Source organism: Pseudomonas sp. MWU12-2037 (assembly GCF_023242345.1).
Lineage (GTDB): Bacteria > Pseudomonadota > Gammaproteobacteria > Pseudomonadales > Pseudomonadaceae > Aquipseudomonas > Aquipseudomonas gingeri_D.
Map to the genome: position 1 here is coordinate 48,059 of NZ_JALLIZ010000008.1, position 20,052 is coordinate 68,110.

Consider the following 20,052-nt stretch of genomic DNA (forward strand, 5'->3'; position numbering starts at 1 on the left):
ATGCACTTCAGCGAATTGATGGCAGTTCTTTCCACGCACGCGATCCGTCTTCAACAGGAAGAAGACGATCTGGTGATTCTCGGTGACGATGAGGGCCTTGACAGCGCCGTGCTCGACAGTCTCGGCGTGCATAAGGCGGAACTGCTCAAGCTGGTGGCTCGAAACGGTGGGGACTGGTTGAGCCCGGCCTTCCGGATTACCGCGGACATGCTGCCGCTGGCCGGCCTCAGCCAGGAGGCGATCGACCGTATCGTCGACGCGGTGCCCGGTGGTGCCGGCAATGTCCAGGATATCTACCCGCTGGCGCCCCTGCAGGAAGGCATTCTCTATCATCACCTGGCCGCCGGGCAGGGTGACCCCTATGTGCTGCGGGCGCTGTTCGGCGCCGATAACCGCGAACGCCTCGACGATTTCGCCCAGGCCCTGCAAGCGGTGATCGAGCGTCACGATATCCTGCGCACCGCCATGGTCTGGGAGGGTCTCGACGAGCCGGTGCAGGTGGTGCTGCGCGACGCCACCCTGGCGGTGGATGAGCTTGAGCTGGCAGCCGCCGACGGGGATATCGAAACCCAGTTGCGCGAACGCTACGATTCCCGGCATTACCGCCTCGACCTGCGCCAGGCCCCGCTGATGCGCCTGGTCTGCGCCGAGGACCGGGCCAATGCGCGCTGGGTGGCGATCCTGCTGTTCCATCACATCGCCATCGACCATGCCGCGCTGGAGCTGGTGCAGGTCGAGATGCAGGCCTACCTGCTCGGCGAAGGCCATGCCTTGCCCGAGGCGGTGCCGTATCGCAACTATGTGGCGCAGGTCCGGCTGGGGGCCGGGGCCGATGCCCATGAAGGTTTTTTCCGCGACATGCTGGCGGACGTCGATGAGCCAACGTTGCCGTTTGGCGTGGTCGAAACCCCGGGCAGCGACCCGCTGATCGAAGAAGTTCGCGTGCCGGTCGCTGCCGCCTTGAGCCTGCGCCTGCGGGCCCAGGCCCGGCAGTTGGGGGTCAGCGCCGCGAGCCTGCATCACCTGGCGTGGGCGCGGGTGGTGGGCGCCGTTTCGGGCAAGTCCGATGTGGTCTTCGGCACCGTGCTGATGGGCCGGATGCAGGGCGGCGAGGGCGCCGATCGGGCCCTGGGCATGTTTATCAACACCTTGCCGTTGCGGGTGAAACTCGAGGGGCACGGGGTCCGTGAAGGGGTCAAGACCACCCACGCGCGCCTGACCGCCTTGCTCGGCCACGAGCACGCCTCCCTGGCCCTGGCCCAACGTTGCAGTGGCGTGGCCGCGCCGGCGCCGTTGTTCAGTTCGCTGCTCAACTACCGCCACAGCGCCGCCGAGTCGGTGGCTTCGGCCGAGACCCTGCAGGCCTGGGCCGGTTTGCACAGCCTGGGTGGTGAAGAACAGAGCACCTATCCGATCACCCTGTCGGTGGACGACCTGGGCGAAGACTTCAGCCTGGCGGTCCAGGCCCTGGCGGAGATCGGTGCGCAGCGCGTCGGTGACTATATGCTGGCGGCCCTCGGTGGGTTGGTCGAGGCTTTGGAGCAACAGCCACAGACCCCCTTGCAGCACCTGGAAATCCTTCCGCCGGCCGAGCGCCAGCAAGTGCTGCACGGCTTCAATGCCACGGCGCGCGACTATCCGCGGCACAGCAGCCTGCAAGCCCTGTTCGAACTGCAAGTGGCGGTGCGGCCCGACGCAGTGGCTGCCGTCCAGGATGGCCAGAGCCTGACCTACCAGCAACTCAACAGTCGCGCCAATGGCCTGGCCCGCCACCTGATCGGCCTCGGCGTACAGCCGGGCGAACGGGTGGCGTTGCTGCTGGCGCGCTCCTTCGACCTGCTGGTCGGCCAACTGGCGATTATCAAATGTGGCGCGGCCTATGTGCCGCTGGATATCAACGCGCCGGCGGAACGCCAGGCCTTCATGCTGAACGACAGCGCGGCGCGGCAGGTCCTGACCCTGAGCGGCAGCGCGGTGCCCGAAGGTATCCAGCGGGTCGATCTGGACACCCTGGAGCTGGACGCCGATGTACCGAACCCGACACTGGCCGGGTCCTCCGAGTCGGTGGCCTATATCATGTACACCTCCGGCTCCACCGGCACGCCCAAAGGGGTACTGGTGCCGCACCGGGCCGTCAGCCGCCTGGTGATCAACAACGGTTATGCCGATTTCAACGCCGATGACCGCGTAGCCTTCGCTTCCAACCCGTCCTTTGACGCCAGCACCCTGGACGTCTGGGCACCACTGCTCAATGGCGGTTGCGTGGTTGTGGTGGAGCAGTCGGTGTTGCTGTCCCTGGACGAGTTCCGCGCGCTGTTGCTGGCACGGTCGGTCAGCGTGCTGTGGATGACCGCCGGCCTGTTCCATCAATATGCCGACGGCCTGATGGAAGCCTTTGGCCGCTTGCGCTATCTGATCGTCGGCGGCGACGTGCTGGACCCGGCGGTGATCGCCCGGGTATTGGAAGAGGGCGCGCCGCGACATCTGCTCAACGGCTACGGTCCGACCGAGGCCACCACCTTTTCCACGACTTATGAAATTACTTCGGTGGGCAACTGTGGTATCCCCATCGGCCGGCCGATCGGCAACAGCCAGGTGTACGTCCTCGATGCCTTGCGCCAACCGGTGGCCGTGGGCGTGGCCGGCGAACTGTATATCGGTGGACAGGGCGTGGCCAAGGGCTATTTGAACCGCCCGGAGCTGACCGCCACGCAATTCATCGCCGACCCGTTCAACGCCGAGGCCGGAGCACTGCTGTACCGCACCGGCGACCTGGCGCGCTGGACCGCGGACGGGGTTGTCGAGTACCTGGGGCGTAACGACGACCAGGTGAAAATTCGTGGTTTCCGTATCGAACTGGGCGAGATCGAAGCACGCCTGGCCGATTGCCCGGGCGTCAAGGAAGCCGTGGTGCTGGCCCGTCAGGATGAGCCCGGACATAAACGTCTGGTGGCCTACCTGATTGCCGAGGCCGACAGCAGCTTGTCGGTGCCGGAGCTGCGTCGCGAGCTGGCGGCGTCCCTGGCCGAATATATGGTACCCAGTGCCTTTGTCGTCCTCGAGTCGTTCCCGCTGACCGCCAACGGCAAGCTGGATCGCCGGGCCTTGCCGGCACCGGACGCCGACGCCTATGCCAGTCGCGAGTTCCAGGCCCCCGAGGGCGAGCTGGAAATCACCCTGGCGCGGCTTTGGTCCGAGTTGCTGAAAGTCGAACGGGTCGGACGCCATGACCACTTCTTCGAACTCGGTGGGCACTCGCTGCTGGCGGTGAGCCTGATCGAGCGCATGCGTCAATTGGGCCTGAGTGCCGACGTGCGCGTGCTGTTCAGCCAGCCGACCCTGGCGGCGCTGGCCGCCGCTGTCGGTGGCGGTCGCGAAATCAGCGTACCGGCCAACCTGATTGTCGACGGTTGCCAGCGGATCACCCCGGACCTGCTGCCGCTGGCCAACCTGAGCCAGGCCCAGATCGACCAGGTGGTGGCGACGGTGCCGGGCGGGACTGCCAATGTGCAGGATATCTACCCGCTGGCGCCGTTGCAGGAGGGGATTCTCTATCACCACCTGGCGGCCCGGGCCGGCGACCCCTACGTGTTGCAGACCCAGTTTGCCTTTGACAGCCACGAGCGTCTGGGCGCCTTTGTCCAGGCCTTGCAGATGGTGATCGACCGCCATGACATCCTGCGTACCGGGGTGGTCTGGGAGGGCCTGGATTCACCTGTGCAAGTGGTCTGGCGTCAGGCGCGCCTGCACCTTGACGCGCTTGAACTCGACCCTGCCGCCGGCGATATCGGTGCGCAACTGCACAGCCGCTTCGATCCGCGTCACTACCGCCTGGACGTGAGCGAGGCACCGCTGATGCGTCTGGCCTATGCCGAAGATCCGCTCAACCAGCGGATCACCGCGATGCTGCTGTTCCACCATATGGCCCTGGACCATATGGCGATGGAAGTGGTGCAGCATGAAATGCAGGCCTGGCTGCTCGGTGAGACCGAGGCCTTGTCGGCGCCGGTGCCATATCGCAACTATGTGGCCCAGGCGCGCCTGGGTGTCAGCCCGGCCGATCATGAAGCGTTTTTCCGCGACATGCTCGGTGAGGTGGAGGAACCGACCCTGCCGTTCGGTTTGCAGGATGTACAGGGCGATGGCAGCGATATCGAGGAAGCGGTCCAGGCGTTGGATGCGCAGTTGGACCAGCGCCTGCGGGCTCAGGCCCGGCAGTTGGGGGTGAGTGTCGCCAGCCTGGTGCACCTGGCCTGGGCCCAGGTGCTGGGCAAGGTGTCGGGGCGCCGGGATGTGGTGTTCGGCACTGTGTTGATGGGCCGGATGCAGGGCGGCGAGGGTGCCGACCGGGCACTGGGGATGTTTATCAATACCTTGCCGCTGCGGGTTGCCGTGGGCGGGCAGGGTGTACGCGCCGGGGTCAAGGCGACCCACGCGCGGTTGACCGCGTTGCTGGGCCACGAACATGCGTCCCTGGCTTTGGCCCAACGTTGCAGCGGTGTGGCTGCGCCGACGCCATTGTTCAGCGCCTTGCTCAACTACCGGCATAGCGCCGTCGGCAGTGTTTCCGAGCGGGCCGTACAGGCCTGGCACGGTATCCATGCCCTCAGTGGCGAAGAGCGCACCAACTACCCGCTGACCTTGAACGTCGACGACCTGGGCGACGGTTTCAACCTGACCGCCCTGGTGGCCTCGTCGATCGGTGCGCAGCGGGTTTGCGGCTATATGCACACGACGCTGGAGCATTTGGTGGAGGCTCTGGAGCAGACGCCGCAAGCGTCGTTGCAAGGCCTGTCGATCCTGCCGGCCAGCGAGCGTGAGCAGTTGCTGGTGGGATTCAACGACACGGCACTGGAGTATCCGCAGGCGCAGACCGTTCATGGGTTGTTTGAAGCGCAGGTGCAACGTACGCCGGATGCCCTGGCAGTGGTGCATGGCGGGCGCCGCCTGACTTACCGCGAACTGAACGAGCAAGCCAACCGCTTGGCACACGCCCTGCGTAAACAGGGCGTGCAGCCGGATTCGCGGGTCGGGATCTGTGTCGATCGCGGGGCCGAGATGGTCGTCGGCTTGCTGGCGATTCTCAAGGCGGGTGGCGGTTATGTGCCGTTGGACCCGGCTTATCCGGTAGAGCGGATTGCCTATATGTTGCAGGACAGTGCACCGGCGGCGGTGCTGGCGCAGACGGCTACCTGTGACTTGCTGGCAGGCGTTTCGGTGCCGGTGATCAATCTCGATCAGGGCACCTGGCAGGACGAATCCGTCCAGAATCCAGAGGTGCCGGGGTTGACCTCGGCGCACCTGGCGTACCTGATCTACACCTCGGGTTCGACCGGTCTGCCTAAAGGCGTGATGATCGAACACCGCAATACCGTGAACTTCCTGACCTGGGCCCACGCCGCTTTCAATGCGGGCGCAACCTCTGTGGGAGCCGGCTTGCCGGCGATGACGGCGGTGAATCCAACATCGCCATCGCGAGCAAGCTCGCTCCTACAGGGATCGGGTTCGGCGTTGGATAAGACGTTGTTCTCGACCTCGCTGAACTTCGACCTGGCGGTCTATGAGTGCTTCGCGCCCTTGACCTCCGGCGGCAGCATCGAGGTGGTGAAAAACGTCCTGGAGCTGCAACACGGCGAACACGATATCGGCCTGATCAACACCGTGCCATCGGCGCTCAAGGCGTTGCTGGAAGTCGATGGCTTGCCGGAGTCGGTGCACACGGTCAACGTTGCCGGTGAGGCGTTGAAGCGCAGCCTGGTTGAATCCCTGTTCGAAAAAACTGGCGTCCAACGTCTTTGCAACCTCTACGGCCCGTCGGAAACCACCACCTACTCAAGCTGGGTGTCGATGGACCGCGAAGACGGTTTCGCCCCGCATATCGGCAAACCGGTCGGCAATACCCAGTTCTACCTGCTGGACGAGCAGCAACAGCCCGTTCCGCTGGGCGTACCGGGTGAAATCTACATCGGTGGCGCCGGTGTGGCGCGGGGTTACCTGAACCGCGACGACCTCACCGCCGAACGCTTCCTCCAGGACCCGTTCGCAAGCACGCCGAATGCCCGCATGTACCGCACCGGCGACCTAGGTCGCTACCTGGCGGACGGCAATATCGAATACCTCGGCCGTAACGACGACCAGGTGAAAATCCGCGGCTTCCGTATTGAACTGGGCGAGATCGACGCCCGTCTGGCCAAACACCCGGCGGTCCATGAAGCGGTGGTCACCGCTCGTGAAGACATCCCGGGCGATAAACGCCTGGTGGCTTATTACACCCTGGCCACCGGGTACACCTCGGTGGAGATCGACAGCCTGCGTCAGCATCTGCGGGAGAAGCTGCCGGAGTACATGGTCCCGGGTATCTACGTTGTTCTGGAGAAGCTGCCGTTGACCCCCAACGGCAAGCTGGACCGCAAGGCCTTGCCGGCCCCGGACAGCGATGCGTTGGCCCGTCGTGGCTACGAAGCCCCTCAAGGCGAAACCGAAATCGCCCTGGCGCAGATCTGGGCCGACTTGCTCAAGGTCGAGCAGGTGGGGCGTCACGATCACTTCTTCGAATTGGGCGGCCACTCGTTGCTGGCGGTCAGCCTGATCGGGCGCATGCGCCAAGCGGGTCTGAGCGCCGATGTCCAGGTGCTGTTCGGCCAGCCGACCCTGGCCGCACTGGCCGCCGCCGTGGGCGGGGGCGGGGGCCGTGAAATCAGCGTGCCGGCCAACCTGATTGGCGAAGGGTGCGAACGTATCACCCCGGATATGCTGCCGCTGGCCAATCTCGACCAGGCCGCTATCGACCGTATTGTCGCCAGTGTGCCGGGTGGCGTGGCGAACGTGCAGGATATCTATCCGCTGGCGCCGTTGCAGGAAGGCATTCTCTACCACCATCTGTCAGCCGTGGACGGCGACCCCTATGTCCTGCACATGATGTTCACGGTGCAGGAGCGTCAGCGGCTGGACGATTTTGCCCAGGCGCTGCAACAGGTCATCGACCGCCATGACACCCTGCGCACCTCTGTGCTCTGGGAAGGCCTGGACGAGCCGGTCCAGGTGGTCTGGCGCCAGGCTCGGTTGCAATGCGAAGCCGTGGAGCTGGACTCTGGGGCCGGTGACGCCGCCGGCCAGCTCAAGGAGCGTTTCGACAGCCGTCATGCGCGCCTGGACGTCACCCGTGCGCCGCTGATGCAACTGGTATTTGCCCGGGATGAAGCCCGGCAGCGCTGGGTGGCGATGTTGCGCTTCCATCATATGGCCCTGGACCATACGACCCTGGAAGTGGTCCGCCATGAAATCCAGGCGTATCTGCTGGGGCAGGCCGAGCAGCTCGGCAGCCCGGTGCCGTACCGCAACTATGTGGCCCAGGCGCGCCTGGGCCTGAGCCGCGAGGAACACGAGGTGTTCTTCCGCGACATGCTGGGGGATGTCGACGAACCGACGCTACCGTTCGGCCTGCGCGAAGTGCAGGGCGAAGGCCAGCAGATCGAGGAAGCCTCGCAGGTCCTGGCGTCGAGCTTGAGCCTGCGCCTGAGGACCCGTGCCCGGCAGTTGGGGGTGAGTGCCGCCAGCCTGCACCATCTGGCCTGGGCGCGGGTGATGGGGGCGCTGTCGGGCAAGTCGGACGTGGTCTTCGGCACCGTGTTGATGGGCCGGATGCAGGGCGGCGAAGGTTCCGAGCGGGCGCTGGGGATGTTTATCAACACCTTGCCGTTGCGGGTTGCCGTGGGTGAGGAGGGCGTACGCGCCGGGGTCAAGGCGACCCACGCGCGGCTGACCGCGCTGCTCGGCCATGAATATGCGTCACTGGCCCTGGCCCAGCGTTGCAGCGGCGTGGCCGCACCGACACCACTGTTCAGCGGCCTGCTCAACTACCGGCACAGTGCCTCGGAGCAGGTTACCGAACAGGCCGTGCAGGCCTGGCAAGGCATCGAGATCCTCGGCAGCGAGGAGCGCAGCAACTACCCGCTGACCCTGTCGGTGGATGACCTGGGTGAAGACTTCGCCCTGAGTGTCCTGGCTCCGGAGGCGATCGGCGCGCAACGGATCTGCGACTATATGCACACGGCCCTGGTCAATCTGGCCGACGCCCTGGAGCAGGCGCCGCTGACGCCGCTGTCCGCGCTGTCGGTCGTCCCGGCCGCCGAACGCCAGCTGCTGCTGGAAGACTTCAACCGCAGCACCGCGCCTTATCCCGCCGGCCTGACCATTGCCCGGCAGTTCGAAGCCCAGGTTCTCGCGACTCCCGACGCGCTCGCGGTGGTCCATGAAGGCCAGGGCCTGAGCTATGTCGAGCTGAATCGCCAGGCCAACCAGCTGGCCCATCATCTGCGCGGCCTTGGCGTACAGCCTGATGACCGCGTCGCTATCAGCACGCGGCGCAGCCTCGACATGCTGGTCGGCCTGGTGGCGATCCTCAAGTCCGGCGCCGGTTATGTGCCGATCGATCCGTCGCACCCGGCGGAACGCCTGGCCTACCTGCTGCGCGACAGCGCCCCACGGGTGCTGCTGACCCAGGCCGAGCTGCTTGAACGCCTGCCGGTGCAGGACGTGCCAGTGCTGCTGCTCGACGCCGAATCCCGTAGCGCCGCGGGTGTCGACGCGCAAGCGCGGAGCAACCCGGATATCGCCACACCGTCCAGCCTGGCTTATGTGATCTATACCTCGGGCTCCACCGGTGAGCCGAAGGGCGTGATGGTCGAGCACCGTCAACTGTCCAATCTGGTGAGCTGGCACTGCCAGGCGTTTGCCCTGGAAGCGGGCAGCCAGACCTCCAGCGTCGCCGGCTTCGGCTTCGACGCAATGGCTTGGGAAGTCTGGCCGGCACTGTGTGTCGGCGCCACCTTGCACCTGCCACCGGCTTCTGCCGGCAGTGAAGATGTCGACGGCCTGCTGGCCTGGTGGCTGGCGCAGCCCCTGGACGTCAGCTTCCTGCCGACGCCGATTGCCGAATATGCCTTCAGCCAGTCGTTGCAGCACCCGACCTTGCGCACCCTGCTGATCGGCGGCGACCGCCTGCGGCAGTTCCCCCAGGGCCAGCGCTTCGCCCTCATCAACAACTATGGCCCGACCGAAACCACGGTGGTGGCCACTTCCGGGCTGATCGACGAACACGCCGCGACGCTGCATATCGGCAAACCGGTGGCCAATACCCGGGTCTATCTGCTCGACGAACAACTGCGTCCGGTGCCGCTGGGCGTGCCCGGTGAACTCTATATCGGTGGCGCGAGCGTGGCCCGTGGTTACCTGAACCGCGCGGCGCTGACCGCCGAACGCTTCCTCAAGGACCCGTTCAGCAGCGAACCCGAGGCGCGGATGTACAAGACCGGCGACCTGGCGCGCTGGCTGGTCGACGGCAATCTCGACTACCTGGGGCGTAACGACGACCAGGTGAAGATCCGTGGCCTGCGTATCGAGCTGGGGGAAATCGAAACCCGCCTGGCCAGCCACCCTGAGATCCAGGAGGCTGTGGTCCTGGCCCGCGAAGACCACCCCGGCGACAAGCGTCTGGTGGCCTATTACAGCTCGGCTGACGCCACGCTGGAAATCGAAACCCTGCGCGCCTACCTGCAAACGCAACTGCCGGACTACATGGTGCCGTCGGCCTATGTCTCCCTGGACAGTTTTCCGCTGACCGCCAACGGCAAGATCGACCGTCGGGCACTGCCGGCGCCGGATCTGACGGCCCTGGTCAGCCGTGGCTACGAAGCGCCCCAGGGCGATATCGAAATCACCCTGGCGCGGCTCTGGGCCGATGTGCTCAAGGTCGAGCGCGTCGGTCGGCATGACCATTTCTTCGAGCTCGGCGGCCACTCGCTGCTGGCGGTCAACCTGATCGGGCGCATGCGCCAGGTCGGCCTGGCGGCGGATGTCCGCGTGCTGTTCGGCCAACCGACCCTGGCCTCCCTGGCGGCGTCGGTGGGCGCGGTCAGCGACCTGGCGGTTCCGGCCAACGGGATTGCCGCGGACTGCCGGCGCATCACCCCCGACATGCTGCCGCTGATCAGCCTGGACCAGGCCACCCTCGACCGCGTCGTGGCCACGGTGCCCGGTGGTGCGGCGAACGTGCAGGATATCTACCCGCTGGCACCGTTGCAGGAAGGCATTCTCTACCACCACCTGAGCGCCGAGCAGGGCGACCCCTATGTGCTGCAATCGCAGTTCGCCTTTGACAGCCGCGCCCGCCTGAACGATTTCGCCCAGGCGCTGCAAGCGGTTATCGACCGGCATGACATCCTGCGCACCTCCATGCACTGGGAAAGCCTCGACGAGCCGTTGCAGGTGGTCTGGCGCCATGCCGAGTTGAGCATCGAGGAGGTCCATCTGGATCCCCGTGTCGGCGATATCGCCGAGCAGTTGCAGGGGCTTTTCGACCCACGCCAGGTACGCCTGGATGTCCGCCAGGCACCGATGCTGCGCCTGGTCTTCGCCCTGGATACGGCCAACCAGCGCTGGCTGGCGACCTTGCTGTTCCATCATATGGTCCTCGACCACACCGCGCTGGACCAGGTGAAGCAGGAAATGCAGGCCTGGCTGCTGGGCCAGACCGATCAACTGGGCGTCTCCGTGCCCTATCGCAACTATGTCGCCCAGGCTCGCCTGGGGGTCAGCGAGCAGGCCCACGAGGCGTTCTTCAAGGACATGCTCGGCGATATCGACGAGCCGACACTGCCGTTCGGCCTGCAGGATGTGCAGGGCGATGGCCATGCCATCGAACAGGCCCACCTGGCCCTGGACGCCGGTTTGAGCCAGCGCCTGCGGGTCCAGGCCCGTCAGTTCGGGGTCAGTGCCGCGAGCCTGGTGCACCTGGCGTTTGCCCAGGTCCTGGGTCGGGTCAGCGGGCGTGAGCAGGTGGTGTTCGGTACCGTGCTGTTCGGCCGGATGCAGGCCGGCGAGGGCTCCGAACGGGCCCTGGGGATGTTTATCAATACCTTGCCGCTGCGGGTTGACCTGGGTGAGCGGGAAGTCCGTGACGGGGTCAAGGCGACCCATGCGCGGCTGACCGCCTTGCTCGGGCATGAGCACGCCTCCCTGGCTTTGGCCCAGCGTTGCAGCGGCGTGGTTGCACCGGCCCCGTTGTTCAGCGCATTGCTCAACTATCGCCACAGCAGCACGGGGGTGACCGAGCAAGGCCAGAGCGCCTGGCAAGGCATGCAGGCCCTGGCGGGCGAAGAACGGACCAACTATCCGTTGACCGTCAACGTCGATGATCTGGGCGACGGCTTCTACTTCACCACGCTGGTGGCCGCGACCATTGGCGCGCAACGTGTTTGCGGTTACTTGCAGACGGCCTTGGACGGGTTGGTCCAGGCCCTGGAACAGGCGCCACAGACGCCGTTGCACGCAGTGTCGATATTGCCGCCGGCCGAGCGTGAGCAGTTGCTCGAAGACTGGAATCAGTCCGGCCAGGACTATGCCGCCGAGGCATTGATTCATCGGCAGTTCGAAGCCCGTGCCGAAGAACGGCCGGAGGCCGTGGCGCTGGTGTACCAGGATGAAAGCCTGAGCTACGGCGAACTCAACGCCCGCGCCAACCAGGTTGCCCATCGCCTGCTGGCCCTGGGCGTGCGGCCGAATGATCGGGTGGCGATCTGCGTCGAACGTGGCCCGGCGATGATTATCGGCTTGCTCGGGATCCTCAAGTCCGGCGCCGGTTATGTCCCGCTGGACCCGGCCTATCCCCGCGAACGCCTGGCCTACACCCTTGGCGACAGCGCCCCGGTGGCGTTGCTTAGCCAACACTCGGTGCAGGAAGCCTTGTCGACGGTACAGGTGCCCGTTATCAATCTCGACGATGCGGATCTGCAGGACGAATCCGTGCGCAATCCGCAGGTGCCAGGGCTGACGGCCGCGCATCTGGCCTATGTGATCTACACCTCCGGTTCCACGGGCCTGCCCAAGGGCGTGATGGTTGAACATCGCAACGTTGCGCGGCTGTTCTCGGCCACCGAAGAGTGGTTCGGCTTCAATGAGCAGGATGTCTGGGCACTGTTCCACTCGTTCGCCTTCGACTTCTCGGTCTGGGAAATCTGGGGCGCGCTGCTGCATGGCGGCCGTTTGCTGATCGTGCCGCAACTGGTCAGCCGTTCGCCTGAAGATTGCTACGCGCTACTGTGCAGCGCTGGAGTCACGGTACTCAACCAGACCCCGAGCGCCTTCCGCCAACTGATCGCTGCCCAGGGTGAAAACGGCCGGCCACACTCGTTGCGCCAGGTGATTTTCGGCGGCGAGGGGCTGGATACGGCACTGCTCAAGCCCTGGTACGCCCGGGACCTGAACGCCGCTACACAGCTGGTGAACATGTACGGCATCACCGAAACCACGGTGCACGTGACCTATTACCCGTTGCAGGCCGAAGACGCCCAGCGCCTGGGCGCCAGCCCGATCGGCAAGCGCATTCCCGACTTGCAGCTGTATGTCCTCGATGACCGTCGCGAGCCAGTACCGGTGGGCGTGGTCGGCGAGCTGTATGTCGGTGGTGCCGGGGTTGCCCGGGGCTACCTGAACCGTGCCGAACTGAGTGCCGAGCGTTTCCTCGACAACCCGTTCAGCCGCGAGGTGAATGCGCGCATGTACCGCACCGGCGACCTGGGTCGCTGGCTGGCCGACGGCAGCCTGGAATACCTCGGTCGTAACGACGAGCAGGTGAAGATTCGCGGTTTCCGCATCGAACTGGGCGAGATCGAAGCGCAGCTTGGTGCCTGCGAGGGCGTGCGGGATGCGCTGGTGCTGGTGCGCGAAGACGAACCCGGCGACAAACGCCTGGTGGCTTATGTCATCGGCGCTGCGGGGGTTGAGCTGGACGCCGCGCAACTGCGCGAGCAACTGCGCCAGTCCCTGGCCGAATACATGCTGCCAAGCGCCTTTGTCAGCCTGGAAAGCTTCCCGCTGACCGCCAACGGCAAACTCGACCGCAAGGCCCTGCCGGCCCCGGATCGCTCGGCGGTGGCCAGCCGTGGCTACGAGGCCCCTGAAGGTGACACCGAGATCGCCATTGCGCGGATCTGGCAGGAGCTGTTGCAACTGGATCAGGTCGGTCGCCATGACCACTTCTTCGAACTGGGCGGCCACTCGCTGCTGGCGGTGAAACTGATCGAGCGCATGCGCCAGGTCAACCTCAGTGCCGATGTCCGTGTGCTGTTCGGCCAGCCGACCCTGTCCGCCCTGGCGGCCGCGGTGGGTGGCAAGCACGAGGTCGAAGTCCCGGCCAACCTCATCCCCGAAGGTTGTGAACACATCACCCCGGACATGCTGCCGCTGGTGTCCCTGAGCCAGGACGATATCGACCGCGTGGTCGCCGGCGTGCCCGGTGGCCTGGCCAATGTGCAGGATATCTACGCCCTGGCGCCGTTGCAGGAGGGGATTCTGTATCACCACCTGGCCGCGGCCCAAGGTGACCCGTACCTGCAATATGCGATGTTCGCCTTCGACAGTCTCGAACGTCTGCACAGTTTCGCCCGGGCCCTGCAAGGCGTGGTGGCGCGACACGATATCCTGCGGACCTCGGTATTCTGGGAAAGCCTCGATGCGCCGGTGCAAGTGGTCTGGCGCGAAGCGACCCTGGGTCTTGAACAGCTTGAGCTGGACCCGGCGAACGGTGAAGTGGTCGAACAACTGCGTGAACGCCTCGATCCACGCCATGCCCGCCTGGATATTCGCCAGGCGCCGATGATGCGCATCGGTTATGCCCAGGACCCGGCGAATAACCGCTGGGTCGGCATGCTGCTGTTCCATCACCTGGTGGACGACGCCACCTCGCTGCGCATTCTCTGCGGCGAAATCGAGGCGCATATGCTCGACCGCCAGGCCGAGCTGCCGCCGTCCGTGCCGTATCGCAACTACGTGGCCCAGGCCTGGCTGGGTGTCAGCCGCGAGGAACACGAAGCCTTCTTCCGCGACATGCTCGGCGATATCGAGGAACCGACGCTGCCGTTCGGCCTGCAGGATGTGCAGGGTGACGGTCATGCGATCGAGGAAGTGCGGCAACGTGTGGACGACGACCTGAGCCGTCGCCTGCGCTTGCAGGCCCGTCAGCTCGGGGTCAGTGCCGCGAGCCTCTATCACCTGGCCTGGGGTCGTGTACTGGGCGTGGTGTCGGACAAGGACGATGTGGTCTTCGGCACCGTCTTGCTCGGTCGCCTGCAAGGCGGCGCCGGGGCCGATCGGGCCCTGGGCATGTTCATCAATACCTTGCCGCTGCGGGTGGCCCTGGGAGAGCAGGGCGTGCGCAGTGGTCTGAAGGCCACCCATACCCGACTCAGCGGGCTGCTGGTCCATGAACACGCGTCGCTGGTACTGGCGCAACGCTGCAGCGGCGTGTCCGCTTCGACGCCGCTGTTCAGTTCATTGCTCAACTATCGGCAGATCGGCGATACCAACGTGACCGACCAGGCGTTGGCCGCCTGGGAAGGTATCCAGGCGCTGGACGGCGAAGAACGCACCAACTACCCGCTGACCTTGTCGGTGGACGATCTGGGTGAAGGTTTCAACCTGACCGTCATGGCCGAAGGGCAGATCGGTGCCGAGCGGGTCTGCGGTTATATGCACTGCGCCCTGGAAAACCTGGTGCAGGCCCTGGAACAGGCGCCGGACACGGCCCTGGGCGCGATCAATATCCTGCCGCCGGGCGAACGCCAGCAATTGCTGGAAAGCTGGAACACTCCTCATGCGCTGTACGCCGATGACGCCTTGATCCACCGCACCTTCGAAGCCTGGGTGGTGGCGCAACCGGAAGCCGTGGCCCTGCAGTATGAAGGGCGCACACTGACCTACGCTGAACTGAACGCCCGCGCCAACCAGGTCGCCCATCATTTGCTGACCCTGGGCGTGCGTCCGGATGACCGGGTGGCGATCTGTGTCGAACGCGGCCTGGAGATGATTGTCGGGCTGTTGGGTATCCTCAAGGCGGGTGCCGGCTACGTGCCGATCGACCCGGCCTATCCGGCCGAGCGTATCGCCTACCAGTTGCAGGACAGTGCTCCCGTGGCGGTATTGGCCGATGCCGCCGGCCTGGCCCTGCTGGGCACCTTCGACGGCCCACGGGTCGATCTGCGCAGCCCGGCGCTGCAGGCCCAGTCGAGCAGCAATCCACGGGTGAGCGGGCTCAGCCCGCATCACCTGGCCTATGTGATCTACACCTCCGGTTCCACCGGCCTGCCCAAGGGCGTGATGGTCGAGCACCGCAACGTCGCGCGCTTGTTCTCGGCGACCCAGAGCTGGTTCGAGTTCAGTGAGCAGGATGTCTGGGCCTTGTTCCACTCGTTCGCCTTCGACTTCTCGGTCTGGGAAATCTGGGGCGCGCTGCTGCACGGCGGGCGTTTGCTGGTGGTGCCACAACTGGTCAGCCGTTCACCAGAAGACTGCTACGCACTGCTGTGCAACGCCGGGGTAACGGTGCTCAACCAGACCCCGAGCGCCTTCCGCCAGTTGCTCAACGCCCAGGGCGAGAGCGATCTGCGCCATTCCCTGCGCCAGGTGATTTTCGGTGGCGAAGCCCTGGAAACCGGGATGCTCAAGCCGTGGTACGCCCGGGTTGCCAACGCCGGCACGCAATTGGTGAACATGTACGGCATCACCGAAACCACGGTGCATGTGACTTACTGCCCATTGGCGGCGGCGGATGCGCAGCGGGCGGGCGTCAGCCCTATCGGCGTACGGATTCCCGATTTGCAATTGTATGTGCTCGACAGCCGTCGCGAGCCGGTGCCGGTAGGCGTGGTCGGCGAGCTGTATGTCGGCGGTGCCGGGGTGGCCCGGGGGTATCTGAACCGTGCCGAACTGACCGCCGAGCGTTTCCTGGCGAACCCGTTCAGCAAGGAGCCCCTGGCGCGCTTGTACAAGACCGGCGACCTGGGTCGCTGGATGGCCGATGGCAGCCTCGATTACCTGGGCCGCAATGACGACCAGGTGAAGATCCGTGGTTTCCGTATCGAACTGGGTGAAATCGAAGCGGCGCTGGCTGCTTGCGAAGGCGTCCGCGAGGCGGTGGTGCTGGCCCGTGAAGACGAGCCGGGGGATAAACGCCTGGTGGCCTATGTGATCGCCGCGCCGGGCCAGGAGGTGGTTGCCGCCGAGTTGCGTGGGCAGCTGTTGCTGTCCCTGGCGGACTATATGGTGCCAAGTGCCTTCGTAGCCCTGGAAGCCTTCCCGCTGACCACCAACGGCAAGCTGAATCGCAAGGCCTTGCCGGCACCGGATGCGCAAGCCCTGGTGCGCCGTGACTACGCGGCGCCTGAAGGTGCAGTGGAAATCGCCATCGCGCAGATCTGGCAATCCTTGCTGCAACTGGAGCAGGTCGGTCGCCATGACCACTTCTTTGAACTGGGCGGGCATTCGCTGCTGGCGGTGAAACTGATCGAGCGCATGCGCCAGGTCGGCCTGGCCGCCGATGTGCGGGTGCTGTTCAGCCAGCCGACCCTGGCGGCCCTGGCCGCGGCGGTGGGCGGGCATCAGGAGGTGCGGATACCGGACAACCTGATTGCCCCTGGCTGTGAGCGTATTACCCCGGACATGCTGCCCCTGGCCGATCTGGATCAGGCGGCCATCGACCGCATCGTCGCCAGCGTTCCGGGCGGTGTGGCCAATGTGCAGGATATCTACGCCCTGGCGCCGTTGCAGGAAGGGATTCTTTATCACCACCTGGCAGCCCATGAGGGTGACCCCTATGTCCTGCAGGTGCTGTTCGCCTTCGACAATCGCGAGCGCCTGGGTGGTTTCGCCGAGGCCTTGCAGAGCGTGGTCGATCGCCATGACATCCTGCGTACCAGCGTGGTCTGGGAGGGATTGGACCAGCCGGTGCAGGTGGTCTGGCGCACCGCGCAACTGGGTGTGGAAGAGGTGGCGGTCGATCCGGCGGCGGGTGACGTACTGGAACAACTGCACGAGCGTTTCGACCCGCGCCATTACCGTCTGGACATTGGCCAGGCGCCGCTGATGCGCATCGCCTACGCACCGGACATGGCCAACCAGCGTTGGGTCGGGATGTTGTTGTTCCATCACATGGCCCTGGACCATACCGCGCTGGAAGTGGTGGTGCAGGAAATGCAGGCCAGCCTGCAAGGCCTGGGCGGGCAATTGCCGGCGCCGGTGCCGTACCGCAACCATGTGGCCCAGGCCCGCCTGGGCGTCAGCCAACAGGAACATGAAGGGTTTTTTCGCGAGATGCTCGGCGATATCGACGAGCCGACGCTGCCTTATGGCATCCAGGATGTACAAGGCGACGGCAGTGGTGTCGACGAAATCCGCCAGGTGCTTGACAGCGGTTTGAGCCAGCGCCTGCGCAGCAGCGCGCGGCAACTGGGGGTCAGTGCCGCGAGCCTGGTGCACCTGGCCTGGGCCCAGGTGGTGGGCCGGGTCTCGGGTCGTGAGGAAGTGGTCTTCGGCACCGTGCTGATGGGCCGCATGCAAGGCGGCGAGGGCACCGACCGGGCCCTGGGGATGTTTATCAATACCCTGCCGCTGCGCCTGAGCGTCGGCGCCCAGGGTGCATTGGCCGGAGTCAAGGCGACCCACGGGCGGCTGTCGACCCTGCTCGGCCACGAGCATGCCTCGTTGTCCCTGGCCCAGCGTTGCAGTGGCGTGCCGAGTTCGTTGCCGCTGTTCAGCACGCTGCTGAACTACCGTCACAGTGCCAGCGGTATGGCTTCGTCCGAAGCGCTGTCGGCCTGGCAGGGTATCCAGACCCTGAGCATGGAAGAGCGCACCAACTATCCGTTGTGCCTGAACGTCGATGACCTGGGCGATGACTTCATGCTCACCACCCAGGCCGTCGGGCAGATCGGTGCCGCGCGGGTCGGCGGTTATATGCAGGCGGCCCTGGCCAGTCTGGTGGAAGCACTGGAACACAAGCCGCAGGCGGCATTGAACAGCCTGTCGATCCTCCCGGACGATGAGCGTGAGCTGTTGCTGGTGGGCTTCAACGATACTGCGCTGGATTATCCGCAGGCGCAGACCGTGCATGGGTTGTTCGAGGAGCAGGTGGCGCGTACGCCGGATGCTTTGGCGGTGGTGCATGGCGGGAAGCGCCTGAGCTATCGCGAGCTTAACGAACAGGCCAACCGTTTGGCCCATGCGTTGCGCAAGCAGGGTGTGCAGCCGGATTCGCGGGTCGGGATCTGCGTTGAACGTGGGGTCGAGATGGTCGTCGGCTTGCTGGCGATCCTCAAGGCGGGTGGCGGTTATGTACCGCTGGACCCGGCTTATCCGGCGGAACGGATTGCCTATATGTTGCAGGACAGTGCCCCGGCGGCGGTGCTGGCCCACTCGGCTACCCATGAGCTGTTGGCGGGTATTTCGGTGCCGGTCATCAATCTCGACCAGGGCACCTGGCAGGACGAATCCGTCCGGAATCCGCAGGTGCCGGGGCTGACTTCGGCGCACCTGGCTTACCTGATCTACACCTCGGGTTCGACCGGCCTGCCTAAAGGCGTGATGATCGAACATCGCAACACCGTGAACTTCCTGACCTGGGCTCACGTCGCTTTTGACGGCTCGGCGCTGAACAAGACCTTGTTCGCCACTTCGCTGAACTTCGACCTGGCGGTCTACGAATGCTTTGCGCCCCTGACTTCGGGCGGTAGCATCGAGGTGGTGAAAAACGTCCTGGAACTGCAACAGGGCGAACACGACATTGGCCTGATCAACACCGTGCCATCGGCCCTCAAGGCCTTGTTGGAAGTCGGTGGCGTGCCGGAATCAGTGCACACGATCAACGTCGCCGGCGAAGCCCTCAAGCGCAGCCTGGTGGAAACCCTGTTCCAACAGACCGGCGTCCAACGCCTGTGCAACCTCTACGGTCCCTCGGAAACCACCACCTACTCAAGCTGGGTAGCGATGAATCGCGAAGACGGCTTCGCCCCGCATATCGGCAAACCGGTGGGCAACACCCAGTTCTACCTGCTGGATGAGCATCAGCAACCGGTCCCGCTGGGTGTTCCGGGCGAGATCTATATCGGTGGTGCCGGCGTGGCCCGGGGTTACCTGAACCGCGACGACCTGACTGCCGAGCGTTTCCTCCTGGACCCGTTCAGTCAGGCCCCGGCGGCACGGATGTACCGCACCGGCGACCTCGGTCGTTACCTGGCGGATGGCAATATCGAATACCTGGGCCGTAACGACGACCAGGTGAAGATCCGTGGTTTCCGTATCGAGCTGGGCGAGATCGACGCCCGTCTGGCCAAACACCCGGCCGTCCATGAAGCCGTGGTCATGGCCCGTGAAGACGTGCCGGGCGACAAGCGCCTGGTGGCCTATTACACCCTGGCCGCCGAGCACACTTCGGTGGATATCGACAGTCTGCGCCTGCACCTGCAGGAGCAGTTGCCGGAGTACATGGTCCCGGCGGCCTACGTGCAGCTCGAAGCACTGCCACTGACCCCGAATGGCAAGCTGGACCGCAAGGCCCTGCCGGCGCCGGATCTGCAAGCGGTGATCAGCCGTGGCTACGAAGCCCCCGAAGGCGATATCGAAATCGCCCTGGCGCAACTCTGGCAAGAACTGCTGGGCCTGCCCCAGGTCGGCCGGCATGACCAGTTCTTTGAACTGGGTGGCCACTCATTGCTGGCGATGCGTCTGATTTCGCAGGTCCGCCAGCGACTGGGGGTTGAGGTGGGCCTGGCGCAACTCTTTGCCCATCCCGAACTGATGGCCCTGGCCCAGGTGATCGCCCAGGCCGGGCGCAGCACGCTGCCGGAGATCGTGCCGGTGGCGCGTGACCAGGCCTGGCCGTTGTCCTTTGCCCAGCAGCGTCTGTGGTTCCTCGCGCAGATGGAAGGCGCCAGCGCGGCCTACCATATGCCCGCCGGCCTCAGTCTGCGTGGCACCCTTGACCGCGTGGCCCTGCAACGGGCGCTGGAGCGCATCGTCGCGCGCCACGAAGGCTTGCGCACCACCTTTATCCTGGGCGATGACGAACAACCGTTGCAACGGATCGCCTCGGCGGATGCCGGCTTCAGCCTGCAGTTGCACGATTTGCAGGGGCTGGCGGCGGCCGAGGAGAAACTCCAGGTCCTGGCCAGCGAGGAGGCCGTGCAAGCCTTCGATCTGGAACAGGGGCCGTTGATTCGTGGC

The 20,052-nt window shown here is 65.2% G+C and carries 1 protein-coding gene (running past one end of the window); it reads left to right on the top strand.

Annotated elements, in window-relative coordinates:
- Positions 1-20,052, top strand: partial view of a non-ribosomal peptide synthase/polyketide synthase gene (locus tag M5B42_RS16350; RefSeq protein ID WP_248746420.1) — the 5' portion only. 10,950 nt of this gene lie beyond the right edge of the window; only the first 20,052 of its 31,002 coding nucleotides appear in the window; it begins with the start codon at positions 1-3; the stop codon falls past the right edge of the window.